Origin of the sequence: Lysinibacillus sp. JNUCC 51 (genome assembly GCF_015999525.1) — a bacterium.
Lineage (GTDB): Bacteria > Bacillota > Bacilli > Bacillales_A > Planococcaceae > Lysinibacillus > Lysinibacillus xylanilyticus.
Genome location: NZ_CP065545.1, coordinates 1,021,430 through 1,039,151, shown reverse-complemented (window position 1 = coordinate 1,039,151; position 17,722 = coordinate 1,021,430). Strand labels below are relative to the sequence as shown.

19 protein-coding genes, 1 pseudogene and 1 riboswitch are annotated in these 17,722 nt (G+C 35.5%); of the genes and pseudogenes, 14 read left to right on the top strand and 6 right to left on the bottom strand.

The features are described from left to right. The first annotated feature begins 288 nt into the window (after positions 1 to 288). The 5 genes from sigX to glnA all read left to right on the top strand — a co-directional run bounded on the left by sigX (position 289) and on the right by glnA (position 7,012). On the top strand, positions 289 to 822 hold the full coding sequence (gene sigX, locus JNUCC51_RS05365; protein ID WP_100545063.1) for an RNA polymerase sigma factor SigX: 534 nt from the start codon (positions 289 to 291) through the stop codon (positions 820 to 822). Beyond that, positions 819 to 2,126: an RNA polymerase subunit sigma gene (locus JNUCC51_RS05360; RefSeq protein WP_337991161.1), complete on the top strand. Its 1,308-nt coding sequence runs from the start codon at positions 819 to 821 to the stop codon at positions 2,124 to 2,126. Before sigX ends, JNUCC51_RS05360 begins: the two co-directional genes overlap by 4 nt. 276 nt (positions 2,127 to 2,402) lie before the next feature. Further along, positions 2,403 to 2,600: riboswitch (FMN riboswitch) on the top strand. Positions 2,601 to 2,821: 221 nt separating this feature from the next. Then, complete coding sequence (locus JNUCC51_RS05355; RefSeq protein WP_337991160.1) at positions 2,822 to 3,409, top strand: ECF transporter S component; 588 nt, start codon at positions 2,822 to 2,824, stop codon at positions 3,407 to 3,409. Between the two features lie 480 nt (positions 3,410 to 3,889). Further along, the gene (locus JNUCC51_RS05350; RefSeq protein WP_337991159.1) at positions 3,890 to 5,236 is read left to right on the top strand and encodes a sodium-dependent transporter; all 1,347 of its coding nucleotides are present in this window, start codon (positions 3,890 to 3,892) and stop codon (positions 5,234 to 5,236) included. 441 nt (positions 5,237 to 5,677) lie between these two features. Beyond that, entirely contained in the window at positions 5,678 to 7,012 is a 1,335-nt protein-coding gene (gene glnA / locus JNUCC51_RS05345) for a type I glutamate--ammonia ligase (RefSeq protein ID WP_049668642.1), read from the top strand. A gap of 111 nt (positions 7,013 to 7,123) precedes the next feature. Here glnA and JNUCC51_RS05340 read toward each other — a convergent pair whose 3' ends face one another. From JNUCC51_RS05340 to JNUCC51_RS05330, 3 genes and pseudogenes are all read right to left on the bottom strand, one after another. Next, positions 7,124 to 8,212: a hypothetical protein gene (locus JNUCC51_RS05340; protein WP_337991158.1), complete on the bottom strand. Its 1,089-nt coding sequence runs from the start codon at positions 8,210 to 8,212 to the stop codon at positions 7,124 to 7,126. 120 nt (positions 8,213 to 8,332) lie between these two features. After that, a complete protein-coding gene (locus JNUCC51_RS05335; RefSeq protein ID WP_337991157.1) occupies positions 8,333 to 8,812 on the bottom strand; it encodes a hypothetical protein in 480 nt (159 codons plus the stop codon). Positions 8,813 to 8,851: 39 nt separating this feature from the next. After that, a pseudogene (locus JNUCC51_RS05330) lies at positions 8,852 to 9,001 on the bottom strand (IS1595 family transposase); the annotation flags it as partial. Between the two features lie 224 nt (positions 9,002 to 9,225). Between JNUCC51_RS05330 and JNUCC51_RS05325 the strand changes: the two are divergent. After that, entirely contained in the window at positions 9,226 to 9,402 is a 177-nt protein-coding gene (locus JNUCC51_RS05325; protein ID WP_156304561.1) for a sporulation protein Cse60, read from the top strand. 22 nt (positions 9,403 to 9,424) lie between these two features. Next, positions 9,425 to 9,625 carry a hypothetical protein gene (locus tag JNUCC51_RS05320; RefSeq protein ID WP_337991156.1) on the top strand — a complete coding sequence of 67 codons (201 nt, stop codon included), beginning with the start codon at positions 9,425 to 9,427 and terminating at the stop codon, positions 9,623 to 9,625. A gap of 126 nt (positions 9,626 to 9,751) precedes the next feature. Here JNUCC51_RS05320 and JNUCC51_RS05315 read toward each other — a convergent pair whose 3' ends face one another. Beyond that, positions 9,752 to 10,138: an NUDIX hydrolase gene (locus JNUCC51_RS05315; protein WP_337991155.1), complete on the bottom strand. Its 387-nt coding sequence runs from the start codon at positions 10,136 to 10,138 to the stop codon at positions 9,752 to 9,754. Positions 10,139 to 10,419: 281 nt separating this feature from the next. Between JNUCC51_RS05315 and JNUCC51_RS05310 the strand changes: the two genes are divergently transcribed. Both JNUCC51_RS05310 and JNUCC51_RS05305 read left to right on the top strand, forming a co-directional pair. Beyond that, positions 10,420 to 11,283: an AraC family transcriptional regulator gene (locus JNUCC51_RS05310; RefSeq protein ID WP_337991154.1), complete on the top strand. Its 864-nt coding sequence runs from the start codon at positions 10,420 to 10,422 to the stop codon at positions 11,281 to 11,283. 172 nt (positions 11,284 to 11,455) lie between these two features. After that, on the top strand, positions 11,456 to 12,079 hold the full coding sequence (locus JNUCC51_RS05305; protein ID WP_337991153.1) for an HAD family hydrolase: 624 nt from the start codon (positions 11,456 to 11,458) through the stop codon (positions 12,077 to 12,079). A 190-nt stretch (positions 12,080 to 12,269) separates the two neighbouring features. Here JNUCC51_RS05305 and JNUCC51_RS05300 read toward each other — a convergent pair whose 3' ends face one another. Continuing rightward, the gene (locus tag JNUCC51_RS05300; protein WP_337991152.1) at positions 12,270 to 12,797 is read right to left on the bottom strand and encodes a GNAT family N-acetyltransferase; all 528 of its coding nucleotides are present in this window, start codon (positions 12,795 to 12,797) and stop codon (positions 12,270 to 12,272) included. Between the two features lie 103 nt (positions 12,798 to 12,900). Here JNUCC51_RS05300 and JNUCC51_RS05295 point away from each other — a divergent pair, with 103 nt between their 5' ends. Both JNUCC51_RS05295 and JNUCC51_RS05290 read left to right on the top strand, forming a co-directional pair. Continuing rightward, positions 12,901 to 13,083: a hypothetical protein gene (locus tag JNUCC51_RS05295; protein ID WP_337991151.1), complete on the top strand. Its 183-nt coding sequence runs from the start codon at positions 12,901 to 12,903 to the stop codon at positions 13,081 to 13,083. A 120-nt stretch (positions 13,084 to 13,203) separates the two neighbouring features. Continuing rightward, positions 13,204 to 13,974, top strand: a complete 771-nt coding sequence (locus JNUCC51_RS05290) for a GNAT family N-acetyltransferase (protein WP_337991150.1) — start codon at positions 13,204 to 13,206, stop codon at positions 13,972 to 13,974. 53 nt (positions 13,975 to 14,027) lie between these two features. On the opposite strand, the gene JNUCC51_RS05285 is transcribed toward JNUCC51_RS05290, so the two are convergent. Then, positions 14,028 to 14,291: a Parvovirus coat protein VP1-like protein gene (locus JNUCC51_RS05285; protein ID WP_337992188.1), complete on the bottom strand. Its 264-nt coding sequence runs from the start codon at positions 14,289 to 14,291 to the stop codon at positions 14,028 to 14,030. Between the two features lie 221 nt (positions 14,292 to 14,512). Between JNUCC51_RS05285 and JNUCC51_RS05280 the strand changes: the two genes are divergently transcribed. The 3 genes from JNUCC51_RS05280 to JNUCC51_RS05270 all read left to right on the top strand — a co-directional run bounded on the left by JNUCC51_RS05280 (position 14,513) and on the right by JNUCC51_RS05270 (position 17,721). Beyond that, positions 14,513 to 15,559, top strand: a complete 1,047-nt coding sequence (locus JNUCC51_RS05280) for a DUF418 domain-containing protein (protein ID WP_337991149.1) — start codon at positions 14,513 to 14,515, stop codon at positions 15,557 to 15,559. A 150-nt stretch (positions 15,560 to 15,709) separates the two neighbouring features. Next, the gene (locus tag JNUCC51_RS05275; RefSeq protein ID WP_337991148.1) at positions 15,710 to 16,447 is read left to right on the top strand and encodes a hypothetical protein; all 738 of its coding nucleotides are present in this window, start codon (positions 15,710 to 15,712) and stop codon (positions 16,445 to 16,447) included. A 14-nt stretch (positions 16,448 to 16,461) separates the two neighbouring features. After that, positions 16,462 to 17,721: a glutathionylspermidine synthase family protein gene (locus JNUCC51_RS05270; protein ID WP_337991147.1), complete on the top strand. Its 1,260-nt coding sequence runs from the start codon at positions 16,462 to 16,464 to the stop codon at positions 17,719 to 17,721. Position 17,722 lies beyond the last annotated feature (1 nt).

The window sequence follows — 17,722 nt, the reverse complement described above, 5'->3', positions numbered from 1 at the left end:
GTCTAAGAACGCCACGTCCTGTGGCGACGACTGAGTGACCAACATCACGTTGGCCCAAAGCCTCCGGCGGATGTCACTGAAATCGGAAAGGAGTGCAATAAAGGATGTTAGCCTAAAATCATCGCATCCATGCGATAATGGCTAACTGACCTGCATCACGCAGGCCTAAGCACAAAGCCGATTCCGGACGCAATTATGCCAAGGCATAATTGATAGAGTGGTATTAATTGGATGTAACTTCTGTAAACATTTAGACGACAAATATAAATAGAACGGGGGTGGAGTGCTTTGAATGACTCCGTGTTCCATCGATTATACGATGCATATCATCAAGACGTGTTCCAGTTTCTTATTTATTTAGTAAAAAACCGTACACTTGCTGAGGATTTAGCACATGAGGTTTATGTTCGCGTCTTGCGCTCATATGATCAGTTCGCAGGAAATAGCACCGAGAAGACTTGGTTATTTGCTATTGCTAAAAATGTCGCTATTGATCATTTTAGAAAGCAAGCTGTACGCCAAAAGCATTCACTTGATTTTTTTGATTGGGAAACGGAACAGCTACGTTCAACCACACCATCACCGGAAGACGTGCTGCAGGCCAGTGATGAATTTATGCAGGTACAATCAGCACTTGAACACTGTACAGGTGACCAAAAAATGGTCATTATTATGCGCTACTTTCAAGATTTATCGATTGCAGAAACAGCGCAAATACTAGATTGGACAGAGGCGAAGGTAAAAACCACTCAGCATCGTGCCATTAAATTTTTAAGGCAACAGCTACAACAGGTTAGAGAACAGGAGGCGAAACGGCAATGACACATAACCAATTCGATGATGATCAACTGGAACATGTATTGAATAATGCCCCTAAGCTTTCTGATCGCCGTTCAAAAGAAGAAATATTAAATCGATTATTGGCAGATGCTCGCTTGCAGGATAATGTCCATCTTCAAGAAGCAATACAACAACCAATAGATGATGAAATAATATTGCAAGAGCAACAACACAGTATTTCTAAGCAACAAGAAAGTATCGAGACAGCGACAACAAAGAAGAAAGTTCGTAAATGGCCGATCTTTATGAGTGTTGCAGCTATTTTTGCCTTAACAGTACTTACGGGCTCCATGTTTATAAATAATAATGATAATACAAAAATGGACCAGGCTAATGCTCCTGAGACCTCGCAATATTCAACATTGCAGGATAGTAGTGCAGCGAAAAGCTCTATCAACCGTGATAAGATTATGGAATCCAACATAGTAGCAGAACATTCACGGTTCATGTCTCTACGATCATCTGTTTATGAGGAAGATTTAACAGATGCAGTAGTGTTCCATATTGGTTTGGCAAATCGTGATAAGAAAAGCGTACCGATGACGTATATCGTTTCAAATGAACGAGTTGCTACTGATTTTCCGAAGAAAAAGCCTACAACATTACAAATGTATGAAAAGTATGCGCCACAGATTGATGAGAAAGCAAACGGTTTTACTAACTACCATCCATATAAAGGGAAATTGAAGGAGAAGGACGATAAACTAGTTCATGTATTGCCGAAGGAAAATGATTATGATGTTGCTTCAGCAGATATTAATGAATACTTAGGGACATTAAAGGATACATTCTCAGACTCAGTGTATAAAGCTGTTGAGTTTGAAAATCCTGATGGTACATCCTATAAATTTTCCAAGGATGAAGAGCTAAGTAATCCTATGGCATTAACAAGCTCAGATCATTTTAATTACTATTTATATAAAGATGAAAATGGAACTGAATATTTATCACCCGATTCTCGCAAAACTTTTTCCACAGTAACTGAAGCTCTTACCGATATGCGGAATAAAAATGATGATGTATACATTCCAGTTGTACCGGAAAATGTAACATACACAGTGAAAGAGGTAGCAGAAGGCGTTATTGTAACATTTGATGAGCCGCTTGATTTAACGACAATGGACGCGGTCCGTGCAACTCAATTAATTGAAGGTATGATGTTAACTGCTGCAAGCTTTGATCAACAAATACGTCTAGACAATGTTGTACAGGAGAGCTGGGAGGGATTTGATTTGAAAAATTTCTTACCAAAGCCTGTAGGAGCCAATAAACGGTATATGCCATAAATAGCATAACAACAAATAGTTGTACAGAACGTAAATAAATTTTTGAAGCATTCTCGCGCTATATATGCGAGAATGCTTTTATCATTTTATGACTCCAATAGCAAAGAAGCTAGGTGGACTAATAATCTATGAGGGATGCAGAAAATCTCTAGATTTTACAAGGTAATTAGCCGGTTAATTATAAAGCATACAAGATTAATCGGGATTTTTTAAGCAAAGCTATTTACTTTTCTCTAATAATTTATTATAGTAAGGCTATGAAATAAAAAAATATTGATTCATCTTCGGGGCAGGGTGTAAATCCCGACCGGCGGTAATAGAGTTGTAAATCGCTAATGTTTCCTTTAAGGCATATTAGCTCGAATGATTTACAAAAGGCTCTTCAGCCCGCGACCTGTGCAAATAATTTTTTGCATGGCTGACTTGGTGCAATTCCAAGGCCGACAGTTATAGTCTGGATGGGAGAAGATGGAGGTACGATCGTCATTCATTGTTATGAATTTAGCTATGAACGAGCGTTTTTTCGATGTGGCTTCACACAACGTCCGCTCTAAAATGGTTAATTAATGGCGTCTTTTAATCATGCCTATTCTCCCTTATGCTCTTTTGCATAAGGGTTTTTTCATGATAATTATTGATTAGGTCGTAACCTTTCTTCTTGCGAGATTGAATCAGCAAAGAGGAGAGAGTTTTCTATGAAGAAAAATGTTAAACTTCAATCGTATATTACGATTGGTATGCTGAGCAGTATTTCGTTTTTATTAATGCTTTTTAATTTCCCAATTCCACCATTTCCAGCGTTTTTGGAAGTAGACTTTAGTGATATGCCAGCATTACTAGCGGCGATCACAATGGGACCTGTAGCTGGTATTTTAGTAGAATTCTTTAAAAATGTGTTGGACTGGGTTTTCTCAGGCACGCCAACGGGAGTACCGGTAGGACATATCGCGAACTTTGTAACAGGTATTTTATTTATTCTACCAGTGGGCTTTGTGTTTAATCGCTCCAAAACAGTTAAAGGCCTTATTGGAGGTTTAGCTGCTGGAACAATCATAATGGCAGTTGGTATGAGCATTCTTAACTATGCGGTATTTTTACCTATGTACACTTACTTTTTAGGTATGGAGCCTGTTGTAGGCGATTCACTATATAAAATGATCGTAGCTGGTATTTTGCCATTTAACATTGTGAAAGGTATTTTAATTACTATCATCATGGCATTGCTATTTACAACAATGCGTAAATGGATTCATAATCAGCGTTCAATGTATTTAACAAAATAATTAGCATGAAACCTCGAGCTGTTAAACGCTCGAGGTTTTTTTAACTTCTTTCAGCAAGTGTTTTATGTAACGAAAGTGAAACGGCAGTTATAGAGGTCTCTCGCCTCTTTAGGTGAGATTAATAAGGTTTTAAGTCGCTTTTCAACGGGTGTCCAAACATCCGTACCTGTCACTGTGCTTTCGATACAAAAGACATCCGCTGAAATAGAGGAACTCAGTTTAAGAACGCCACGTCCTGTGGCAATGACTGAGTGACAAACATCATGCCGCTGCCGCTGCGTTTTCGCGCAAAAAACATCTGCCGGCCTAAGTGCAAAACCGATTCAGGACGCAATTGTGCCAAGGCATAATTGATTGTAGGATAGATATAATAATTGAGATGTGGATATTATTGCGAAAAAGTAACATCTAGTAAACTATAGTATTTTCATGTAGAATAAGGAAGAGTTTAGGTTGTTAGAGGAGTTGGAGTTTGAAGAGATGAGTGAAAAAAAGAGTCAGTGGTCTAGTAAACTAGGCTTTATTTTAGCATCGGCAGGAGCTGCAATAGGACTAGGGGCAATTTGGAAACTTCCTTATGTTACTGGACAAAGTGGTGGGGGAGCATTTTTCCTTATTTTTGTTCTATTTACATTGTTGATTGGTTTACCGATGTTATTATCAGAATATATTTTAGGTCGTGGTACACAGTCTGAGGCTGTGACTGCCTATAAAAAAATTGCACCGACGAAAACAGGGTGGGCCTGGGTTGGTCGTTTAGGTGTTCTTGGTTGTTTTTTATTATTAACTTTTTACAGTGTTGTAGGAGGTTGGATTTTTATATATAGTGGCCTGGGTGTAACTGGGGCTGTTATTGACCCTGCTAATGATCCTAGTGAACTATTTGGAAAGATTATAGGAACACCTTGGATTACATTACTAGGCTTAGGATTGTTTACACTGGTAAATGTACTAGTCATTTCACTTGGTGTGCAAAATGGCATAGAGAAGGCCAGTAAGTGGATGATGCCTTTATTATTCATTATGTTTATTGTGCTTGTTGTAAGGGCTTTAACATTAGATGGGGCAATGGAGGGGGTTAAATTCTTCTTGTGGCCTGACTTTTCCAATATAACTGGAAAGGCTATATTAGAAGCTTTAGGGCAGTCCTTCTTTGGTTTAGCGGTAGGATTTTCTTGTCTTGTGACGTACAGCTCCTATTTAAAGAAAGATGTGAGCTTACCTAATTCTGCAGGCTCCGTTGTTCTTCTAACTGTGCTTGTATCGTTTTTAGCTGGATTAGCAATTTTCCCTGTTGTATTTGCTTTTGATTTAGAGCCGGCGTCTGGACCTGGCTTACTATTTATGGTTCTGCCAACAGCTTTTAGTCAAATGCCGTTTGGTGAAATCTTCTTAGCGATGTTTTTATTATTATTTTTATTCGCAACGCTAACTTCTTCCTTCAGTTTATATGAGATTATCGTAGCGGCATTTATTGAAAAGGGACGTATGTCTCGTTTTGCATTGACGATGCTACTAGGTGTAGTAGTCATTATTGCGGCGATTCCTGCAGCACTTTCATCAAGTACATTAGCGGATGTATCAATCTTTGGAAAAACAATTTTTGATGCAACTGACTTTTTAGTTTCTAATTTAATGCTTCCGTTGGGTAACTTATTGATTGCTATCTTTATTGCGTATGTGGTTGATAAAGAATTTGTGAAGAAGGAATTATTGATAGGAAGTCAAATGGGGCAGGGATTCTATTCAACATATCGATTTTTGATGTTAATAGTAGTACCTTTTGTGATTATCGTAGTGTTCGTAAATATGCTTTTACAATATTAAAGAGAGTAGGTTGTGTTCCGTTAATAGGAATGCAACCTACTTTATTTTTTAGAGAATGTCTTTTGTAAAGACAAAAAAACGTTGCTGCTAAACATTCGCGCAAAAAAACATTGTTGCTGCCGCTGCGCTTTCGCACAAAAAAACATTTGTTGCTGCCGCTGCGCTTTCGCAAAAAAAACATTTGCAGGCCTATGCACAAAGCTGATCCCGGGCGCAATTATGCCGAGGTATAATTGATCTAAAATATTTATGATGAGTCTAAAGACCTTAAATGCTAAGTGGAATGAGGGTGACTCTATCCATCTGAAAAAAAGATAAATATATTCGAAAAAATGCATGTAATAAAACCTTACATAGATATTGTGTTTTTTATCATTTTAATGTATTTTAAAAACAGTTATAAAAAACGTGTTAATTAAATTTACATTGGAGTGGTGAAAAATGAAACATTATACGATAGAAGATATTAAACGCCGTGTTAAGGAAGAAAATGTGAAATTTATTCGCCTGCAATTTACTGATATATTAGGAACGATAAAAAATGTTGAAGTACCAGTAAGCCAACTAGAAAAAGCATTGGACAATAAAATCATGTTCGATGGTTCATCAATTGAAGGTTTTGTACGCATTGAGGAATCAGATATGTACTTGAGTCCTGATCGTGATACTTTCGTAATTTTCCCTTGGACTGCTGAAAAAGGCAAAGTGGCTCGTTTAATCTGTGATATTGTTAGACCAGATGGTACACCATTTGAAGGTGACCCTCGCTCCAATCTGAAGAGGGTTTTAAAGGAGATGGAGGAATTAGGTTTTAGCTCATTTAATTTAGGACCAGAGCCAGAATTCTTCTTATTTAAGTTAGACGAAAAGGGGCATCCAACACTTGAGTTAAATGATAGTGGAGGATATTTCGACTTAGCTCCAACTGACTTAGGGGAGAACTGTCGACGTGATATCGTATTAGAGTTAGAAGAAATGGGCTTTGAAATCGAGGCATCACATCATGAGGTTGCACCTGGTCAACATGAAATTGACTTTAAGTATGCAAGTGCAATCGAAGCATGTGATAATATTCAAACATTTAAGCTTGTTGTAAAAACAATAGCTGCACAGCATGGACTACATGCAACCTTTATGCCAAAGCCACTATTTGGTGTTAACGGTTCTGGAATGCATTTTAACTTATCATTATTTGAAGGGGATAAAAATGCGTTTTATGATGAACGTGCAGAATTGCAATTAAGCCAAACAGCACGTAGCTTTATGGCAGGCATACTAAAACATGTACACGGTTTTACAGCTGTCACGAACCCACTTGTTAATTCCTATAAAAGACTAGTGCCGGGCTATGAGGCTCCTTGTTATGTGGCATGGTCTGCACAAAACCGTTCACCACTTATTCGAATCCCAGCTTCACGAGGACTATCAACTCGTATCGAGCTGCGTTCAGTCGATCCAGCTGCGAACCCTTATTTAGCGATGGCCGTTATTTTAGCATCTGGGCTCGATGGTATTCGTAAAGATCTAACACCACCGGATGCTGTAAATCGCAATATTTATAAAATGTCACGAGCTGAACGTGAATTGAATAGTATTGACAGCCTCCCATCGTCATTGGAATACGCACTCCTTGAATTGGAACTGGATCATATCGTACGTGAAGCGCTTGGAGATCATATCTTTGAAAAATTCACAGCTGCTAAAGAAATTGAATGGAATAAATACCGCACACGTGTCCATAACTGGGAGCGGGAAGAATATTTAAAAATGTATTAGAAGGAGAGTGTTGGGGCAGTAGTGCTCCGACACTTTTTTAATCCCAAATATGTGGAATTGAGTGTCAAAAAGAAGGCTATCCCTATTTTTCATTTATAGGGATAGCCATTTTTAGTTAGGAAGTTTACTTTGGATAATTAATTTGTACTTTTCATTTGGTAGTTCTTGGTCATAGATGTAAACACCATTTTCAGCTGAAAATCTATAATGTAATTCTAACAAACCATCCTCAACTAATAGATGATCCTTTATCTTAAATTTTTTATAGTATCCATTATCATTGAAATATAAAAATACTTGATTATTAAAATCAGTATTAAGTTCACTTACACTAACAATATCCGAAACAACTTCTTGCATATGATTGGTTGAAGCGTCATAAAAAATTAGCTTATCATCACCAGTTGATGGTTCGTCAAATGTTAGATAAACCCATTGTTGATCATTTAGAAGCCTTGCCCAACCAATAAATTCATATGAACTCTTAAATTCTTTTATTTCTTTAGTTTTTACATCATATAAATAGATATATCCAAAATGATTTTTTTCATCAGTAAATAATATTTTTCCATCCTTTGCAGACAAAGACATATTTCTGAATGTAAAGCTATTTAAATTAAATATACTTATTGTTTTGTCTGTTTTGAGATTCTTAAGCATTACTTCCGCTTTTTCATCTTTTCTATTCATTTTAATCCAAGCTGCGAAGTCTCCAATTAGTATGGGGAAATCATTAATAACATTTTCTTCATTTTCTTTTGTCAATGGCTGAATTTCTTGCGTCTTTAAATTCATAAAATATGGATTCAGATACCCTCCGTGTTCATCGGTATCTACCCATAATAACCAAGTATCATTTAATTCTACCCCTTGAACTGATGGTAATTTGAATTTACTGTTAAAAATGGTTGTGCATTTTTGAGTCTTGCGATTATATTGAACAATCTTATTGTCAAGAGAAGGACTCTTTTGATCTACGCTCATATAAATATAGTCAGCATTCCCTCTATATGAGTTAATACTAGTAAAAGGTACCTCTACTGTTTTATTGAAATCCTTATCGATTATTTGATAATAATTTGAACTTTGGGGTTTAATCAAAGATCTATTTGACTGTACACCATTGTATACGGCTTTAAAAACAATGAATAGGAATATAGTGGCACATGATAGAATTATTGTTCTTTCTATTATTTTCAAGTGAATCTCTCCATTTAAACTACGATATTTTTATAGACTGTGTTAATGTTGTTTTTTTATGATTCTAAGGGAAAGGGTTTCCTGATCATATTTCACCTTTAATGTAGTTCATAAATGCCGCTATATGGATAAATATTTTACATAATCTTCGAACTGAGATAAATAATTCTTTAAATTATTACCCACTTCTTTCAAATCACCATATATATTTTGGTCTGCTAAATAAAAAGCATCCGATAAGTAATTCATTTCAACCTCTATCCACTTATTACTTTCCTCTAACTGTAAATGGTCAATTAATCGAAATAACATTGAAAAAACTTCTGATACGTTGTTAGTTGAAAGAAAATATTCGTTCAGCAGTCCGAGTAATATCTTAGAAGGAAGGTCGTTATTATTTAAATCTCCATTGAACAATTTTAATTTTGAACAGACATCAATTGGTTTTTTCTGTGAAGACAATGATATTTCAATTACTACATACGGCAGATTATCAAGGTGTTCAATAACATTATCAGCCCATTTAATCACATCCTGAACAGTATAAAAATCTATTAAAATCCCTAATCTATATACTTCTGCCGTTACTTTAATATCCATACTAAAACTCCTTCTTTAGCAGACCAGCTAAACATTAAATTAAGACAGACGTAGAATTTTGAAGGTATCTGTCATTTCGAACAAAAAAGTTGTAAGCAATAACTCCTTAATATTGTGTTTTATACTTTCGTTACTACGAGTCTCGACATATAAGAACCAGTTATTAAGCTCCTTAATTGCAATACCTTTTAAATGAACTCGAGGGTTTCATCTTAATGCTGAACCTAAGAAGTTGCTCAGCTTCGCTCCAATCATCTCACGTTTAAAAAGGAATTTTAAGCATATATTACCAAATATTTCGTATAATATTCTCGTGGTCTATCTACTCCTATTACGTTCTCAGCTACAACCGAAAATATTTTGTTACAAATACTTCCTATTAATCTATGATTAGAAGAAAAGGGGGAAAATGTATGACACAAGCGACCCAAGTAGTAACGATTCAAAATAATGATATTGTACAATTTGAACATGATATTAATAACGCTCTATTAGATTTAAGCGAATATTTAATAGTGGATATTAAATACAATACGTTATATATAGGGGAACATACAGTTATACATTCAGCTTTAATTATTTATAAATAATTGATTCAAAGGGGGAAATATCTTGTCAAAAATATATTGGGTATCAATTGCTAAAAAAACAGATGAAACTTCGGTGGAGCAGAATGTCATTGAAAAAATTTTTGCGAAGAAATCTGAGTTGAAGAATTTTTTAGAACAAGAAGGCTATTGTAAAGCAGCGAAAAATCAGTATATTAAAATCGATAATGAATTGATATACGAAGCGGCCGTTGAAAAAGTGTAAAAATGAAATAATCATAGTATAAGTGTTTACCCGCGGGTGAAAGGGAAATACCCGCGGAAGAAACATAAATATCCGCGATTGAGATAATGCCAAGCACTAAGCTTCTCATCATTTATTGTGGTAGGTTTATTGAAATAATGATAATAGAAATTGTCTATCTTCAGGGAAAGTTAATGTTAAACCTAGTAAATCATCTTTTGATTTCCACGCGATTTCATAAATCAATTCATCGGGATCATGTATCATCATTTGACCACCTTTAATGCTTGTTTCGAAATAACGCACTTCTATTACATCATTATTTTTATGTAATACTTCTCTGACGATGTCTACTATATATCCGGTTTCTTCATACACTTCGCGGATACAACATGCCTCAAAATTCTCAGTAGTTTTTTTCCCGCCTGAGGGTACCGCCCATGTTTTTACTTCCTCTTTAGTACCTTGCAAAACCATTAATAATTGATTATTTTCATTTAAGCAAATTCCTGCAGCTCCTTGCCATTTACTCAAAATCAAAACCTCCAATCCAATTTTTTATACTAATTTTAACCTATATTATCCAAAAATAGGTATGACTTTTGTTGATTCTATACATATAGGTTGATTGGAGTGGAGACTGGGCGACTCCGTGGGGCTCATCGGACGCCCCTAGGAAAGCGACCAGTCGGAACGGAAAACAACACCCGCTATGGTGAAAATAAAGCTTTCTTTTTAACCAGTCCAAAGTTAGCATAAAAAGACAGGTATAACTATTTCTGATGTTTTAAGCTATAAACAAGGAGTGAGAGCAATTGAGTTGGATTGAGTCGATTCAAAAAGCAATTAATTATATCGAAGAGCATTTATTAGATGACATCACAATGGAGCAAATTGCACGAGAGGTTAATTCTTCAGTCTTTCATTTTCAACGGACTTTCTCGATTTTAACGGATATGTCTATTGCAGATTATATAAGACGTAGAAGGCTAACATTAGCTGCACAGGAGTTAATAAATACAGAGCAGAAAGTAATCGATCTCGCCTACAAATATGGCTACGACTCTCCTGAAGCTTTCACAAAAGCGTTTCGGAAGCAGCATCAACTAACGCCTAGTGAAGCAAGAAAGAAGCAAGGACAACTACAATCATACAATCGCCTGGTCATCCAGGTAAGCCTGAAAGGAGCAGAACCAATGAAGTATAAAATCGTAGAAAAAGAAAAGTTTCAAGTGGTAGGGGTAAAAAGAACATATAATTCTCAAAATGGTGAGAACTTGCAAGGCATTCCTCAATTTTGGAATGAGATGAATTCGAAAAACTTCGATCATCAACTTATCCAATTAAATAATGGAAGCATCAAAGGGACGCTAGGTGTTTGTGTACCAAATACAACCCAAGGACAAAATGGTTTCATTGATTACTGGATTGCTACGGATCATGTAGGAGAAGTGGGAGAAAATCTATTAGCGATGGAGGTACCTGCATCGAAGTGGGTTGTCTTTGAGGTACATGGCCCTATGCCAGATGCTATGCAAAATACTTGGAAACAGATTTATTCAGAGTGGTTCCCATCTAATCCGTATAAACCAGCAGGAACAGCTGAACTTGAAGTTTATCCTGATGAAGATGCATATAGCGCTGATTCATACTCTGAAATTTGGATTCCTATTCAATAAAGATAAAATGGATTTGGTAAACGATTAGTTTGCCAAATCCATTTTTGTAGTGATGTTTAGCGTAACCCAACATAGTAAACATCGTATCTTATATCTAAAAGTCTCCTTTAGAGAAATTTTTTAGTGTTTCTTAACATCCATATTTTGTATAATGTGATGAAGGAGGTTGTATATGGATATAGATAGCATAATTTTCGATTTGGATGGGACACTTTGGGATTCAAGAAAAACAGTAGCGCAATCATGGACGCACGTAGTTCAGGCCTCTCCTTTCGGTAAAGGAAAGATAACCGAAGAAGATTTATCTGGAACGATGGGGTTACAAATTAAAGAAATAGCCGCTGTATTATTTGATTATCTTGATGAAGAAAAGCAAATGGAGCTTATTTTAGCATGCTGCCAGCAAGAGCAAGATGATTTATTACGCAATGGCGGTATTTTATATCCGCAGTTAGAGGAAACTTTACTAGCTCTTTCAAAAAAATACCGTTTGTTCATTGTGAGCAATTGTCAGAAGGGCTACATTGAAACATTTTATGCTTATCATAAACTAGAGAGATATTTTCTCGACTTTGAAAATCCGGGGCGTACAGGCTTGTCAAAGGGTGAAAACATTCAATTAATTATGGAAAGAAACCATATAAAAAATGCTATATATGTGGGAGATACACAGGGAGATATGCTGGCCACTAAGTTTGTAGGAATTCCCTTTGTTTTTGCTTCATATGGTTTTGGTAAGCCAGAGGAGTATGACTATATCATCGAAAAGCCAATTGATTTATTGAATATATTTTAAATAGGTTATAGTGTCTGACGTTCTCTGTACTCTTATTTATATTAATAAGCATAGGTGATTGCTTATTTGTACATACGTACTCAGACGAAGTTCTCTTAAGTCTTGATCTTAATTCTGAAATTTGGATTCCGATTAAGTAACTGAAGCAGCCAAGAATGTTAATACGATAACATTCTTGGCTATTATAATTTTAACTTTTAATTAAAGAATAAACATTAATATCATAAGAAGATTCTTTTGATTCTTCATATTCTTTAAATGTTCCTTCAAAAGTAAAATTCAATTTCTCTACTACTTTTATAGAATTTATATTACCAGGCTCAATTTTTGCTTCAATTTTATTTATGTTTAAAGTGGTGAAAGCAAGATCAATCAAAGCCGAAATACTTTCTGGCGCATAGCCTTTTCCCCAATAAGCTTTAGCAAGATCATAGCCGATTTCTGCTGAGGCATTATCTACGTTAAATGAATTAAATCCACAAGAGCCGATTATCTCATTAGATTCCTTCTCAATAATGGTAAAGCGAATAGCTTTGCGCTCCTCAGTTAATTCATCAAAAAGTTCAATCATTTCCTTTGCTTGTTCTTCATGAGTGAAATTGGCGATATTCATAAACTTTGTCACATCGGGATCTGACCAAATATTAAATAGAATATGTGCATCAGCCTTCTTCATTTTTCTTAAATATAATCTTTTGGTGTTTATTTGTTCAATCAATACTTTTACCTCCAATTTTTTAACTTCTTTCAGCAAATCACTTTTGTACCGAAAGCGTAGCAGCAGGTACAGAAGTCTCCCACCTCTTTAGGTGGAGAGATGAATGCAGATTAAAGTTACTTTTCAGCGGGTGTTCAAACACCCGCTGAAAGAAGTTAAAGCCTCCGGCGGATGTCACGGAATCGGAAAGGAGTTCTTTGTGCAGGCACAAAGCCGATTCCGGACACAATTATGCCGAGGCATAATTGATTATATTTGGATGAAAAATATTGCTATCTGCGCATAATTCAGTCCCTTCAAATTTTATGTACTCATTATACAATATTAAATATTAAACAATAACCCCAATAATTTCTATCAACGCTATAATGTAGGAAGATGTATCAAAAGAATAGGGGAAATGATAATGATCATGGTAACTGCCGAGAATTATTCGATTATCAAAGAAACAATAGAAAAGGCGCCAACATTTGTCTATAGCATACTGGATCAGGTGATAGAAGGCACTGTCTACGCCGACAATGAAAGCTTTCATTCACTACTTTTTCATACCAAGTCAGGAATATACTATGTTTATGGAGATTCGTCCAGCGAGCAAATAGTAAATAAACTTAGATCTTTACTACAAGAATCTATTGAACAAAGTAAACGTTTTACATTGTTTTCTTACTCAGATGATTGGAACACAAAAATTGAACAAAGATTAGATGGTCTTGTGAAAAAACTAGAAAGATACACTTTTAGCTTTGCTATTAATGCTTATAACGAAAGAGAAAGGCGAGAGTCACATGACTATGAATTCATTAAAATCAAGCAACATCAAATTGAACATTGTTTAGAATTTAACAATCAATATTATGAGGAATATTGGGGTTCTACAAATAATTTCCTTGAAAATGGCTTTGGTTTTTGTCTGGAGGATGGAGACAAGATTATTAGCGAAGCTGTCTCTATTTTTAAATCAGATCATTTCGCAGAGATTGATATAGTAACTGATCCGAATTATAGAGGACAAGGATTAGCAAGTTTCATTGCAGAGAAATTCATAGATTATTGCCTTTTAAATGATATACAGCCTTGTTGGGATTGTGATATTCATAACCAAGCATCTTATCATTTAGGCATTAAGCTAGGTTTTACTAATCCGCAAAAATATGCAGTGTATACAAAATCTTGACTCATAAAAAATGCTCACGGTGTAAAAACAACATCGTGAGCTTTTTTTATTGTTTAAAAGAACCCGTTACGCAAATCAAAGATATTGTAAAACAATCTAGCATCTCTAGCCATTTTAGTATTAGCGTTCATTTGTGGTCGTAAGCAGTTTTGGAACATTTCATCGCAATATCTACATCTACCATATCGAGCATAACATTCGTCGTGTAATTTGCAGCATGAATCTACGGCATTGATAGGTCTACCTGGTCCTGAACATCCTGGTCCACAGTATTTATAACCAGGGTAACAAAAACCAAATTTGCGGTGTCTGTACATCATCTATTCTCCTTTTCTAAAAGAAATAATTGTTACTATAAAATATGAAATTTTTGCTTTTAGAAGGGGATTAAAAACTAATGTAAGTGAAAAAAGCAATAACGGATGAGACATTTCTATAAATGTAAGGTTTCTGTAAGCTTTTAAAAAAACTTTTGTAAGGATGGGAGGTTATGATAGCCATAGCGCAGTAAAGTATGAAAGATAAGGAGTTTTTAAGAATGAATCCGTCTGTTACTCAAAAAGAAAGAATCGTTTCATTAGATATTATTCGTGGGCTAGCGTTATTTGGAATTTTGTTTATAAATGTAGCGGCCTACCAAGTAATAGTAGAGGGAGGACCGATGCCTGACTATAGTGGAATTAATGGTATTATTGATACGCTTATTGATATTTTTATTGAGAAGAAATTCTTTTCGATTTTTTCATTCCTCTTTGGTGTAGGTTTTTATATTTTTGCTTCACGTGCAGAAGCGCGTGGCGATAAACCAAGATGGCGTTTTGCAAGACGTTTACTAGCTTTATTATTAATTGGTATTGTCCATTTGTTTATTTTTTGGGGTTCAATCCTCGCTATCTATGCAGTATTAGGTTTTTTACTAATTCCATTCTATAATGCAAAGGTTTCAACAATTAGTAACTGGCTATTTGCTATCATTACTGTTCATGTCCTAAGCATTCTCGGGCAAATATTTATGCCAAACCAAGGAGCCTTTTCAACTGTTTTTGGATTTTTAGGAAATGATGCAGTTACTATTTTTATTATGTTTTTAACTGGCCTTTTAGTAGCAAAAGCTGATTGGATTAGTCATGTAAGTGAATACTCAAAACAAATAAAATGGATTCAATTTGTGACATTCCCACTTTTTGTAGGTATCTCTCTTTGGATTTGGTTTGCTGCTCAAGGGGAAGATCAAAATCTACAATTCATTATTGGTTTAGGGGTAATTCCAACAACGTATTTTTATTTAACTTGTCTATTTGTTATATTAGAGAATAAGAAAATTGCGAAGCTTCTTAAACCAATTGGACGAGTTGGTCAGATGGCATTTACAAACTATTTAGCTCAAAGCTTTATAGGCCTAGCTATTATGTCTTTAATGGGGCTTGAAGTTGTTTCGCCTTCTGAAGTAGTGATCATTGCAATCCTAACTTTTGTCATTCAAATTATCTTTAGTGTCATCTGGTTTAAATTCTTTAAAATGGGGCCATTTGAAAAGTTATGGCGCTTCATGACATATGGAAGAAAAGCAGTGTCGAATAAATAAACAATTTTGTGCGAAACTCCCTGATGGTGAATGATTCAAATCCATTAGGGAGTTTTTAGTGCAATAATAATATGTATGAATTTGTAAAAAATGAAACCTAAAGAAGGAGATATCCGTAAAATAGATATCGACATAAAGGAGTAATGTGATATGGCAAAACAAATGAAAAATTATATTGCAGTTACAACAGCGTCATTTATGGCTATGCAATTAGCTGCATGTGGGAATACAGAAACGCGGACTGTTGAAGAGTCTCCTGCTACAACAAATAATGTAACGCAAGAAAATGATACTACAACAGCAGGGAACGGTTTACAAAGCGTCTATGATAGCGACATGGCAAATGCATGTGATAAATGGGAAGAAAGTGATGATGGTTCGTTCGAGTGTCTAGATGAGCATTCGCCTCAATATGCACATCATTTCTTTAATGGACTTATGTATGCAACTACCGGAGCAATGCTAGGAAGCGCTATTTATAAAAGCCGCAATCTAAGAAATGGTACAGATAGAGAATATAAAAACGGTGGTTCAGCAGTACCGCGTACAACGCATAGCAATACTACAAATTCAAATGGAATCACGACGAACGGCACACAAAAACCATCTGGTACAACATCTAGTAGTTCAAATAACTCAACAACAAATAGCTCAACAAAAAATAACTCAACAACAAATAGCTCAACAAAAAATAACTCAACAACAAATAGCTCAAATTCAAATACAGACGGTACCAAGTCTTATTCGAGTGGCAAGCGTTCTTACTCAAATAGTTCAGGTTCATCGACGAATAGTTCTAATTCTTATTCAAATAACTCATCATCCAGCACAGGGAAATCAGGCTTTGGCTCAGGTGGTGCCTCTCGAGGCGGCTCTTCATCTTCGTAAAAGGAGAAAACAATATGGATAATTATTTTCAACAACGCCAAGCATTTTATTCTCAATTCCCTAATTTCTTTCCTGACTTTGAGGATCTAGAGTATGCTTTATATGATGTTCTAGATTTACCTAAAGAGAAGATTGATGAAATCAACTATGCATCTACTATACTTTGGAAAATATTTTTAAAGGTTGGGAAACAATTTAAGCATTTATCGGATGAACAACTTTTAGCATTAGGCATTCGTTCTGAAATGCTCCCATATATTCAATTAGATTATTTACAGCAACAATCGATACTAGCTCGCTTCGATTTTATTTGTACAGAGGACGGACAAATAAAATGTCTTGAACTAAATGGTGAAACGCCATTTCTTGTCCAAGAAACCTTTGAAATCAATGAAGCGCTTTGTCAGCATTTAGAATTTGATAGTCCGAATGATGTTTCAGCATTACATAAAACCTTGTCTGGAGCACTTTTTGCGGCTATGCATTATTTAAATGATTTGAAAAAACCTAAAATCGTCATTACAGGGAAAACGGCTGCAGAAGATTATGAGGAATACTGTCAGGTACAGTTTTTAAAGAAATGTATACCTTTTGATGTAGAATATGTTCCTATACAAGAGCTCATTATTTTTTCTAGCAACACTGCTAATATAGCTCCTGGCCTTTATACGCCTACAATGGAGAAAATTGATATTTTGTATCGTCCTGCACACCCAGTAGAGTTTTTAATAGATGATGTGTCTTCCGACGGTGATCGTATAGGTCTACAATTACTGGAGCTTGTAAAAGATGGGCAGCTTGCTATTATTAACGCACCCGCTGCATATGTACTGCAATCGAAAATTTTATTATGGCTGATTTGGGAGCGAAAAGATGATCCTCTTCTTTTTAATGCAGAAGAGCGAACTGCTATTCAAAAATATATGTTGCCAACGTATCTTTCAGCGGAGCCATTTGTTCAGGAAAACTTGCCGTTTGTCAAGAAACCTGTCTATTCGCGAGAAGGGAATACTGTAGAAATTTATGCAGGGGATGGTACGAAAACGAATGCCTCTGCATATACCCATTATGATGATAATTTGTTTATTTATCAGAAGTATGTGGAAATGCCATCTATAACAATAAAGCTAAAGGATGGATTACAGACAAAGAAATGGTTACTCGGCTCATTTATCGCTGATAATCGTGCATGTGGTTTATCTTGTAGAGTAGGCAATCAAATTACAGAATGGGATTCTCACTGGTTAGCCGTTGGATATAGGGAAGAAACCTAAA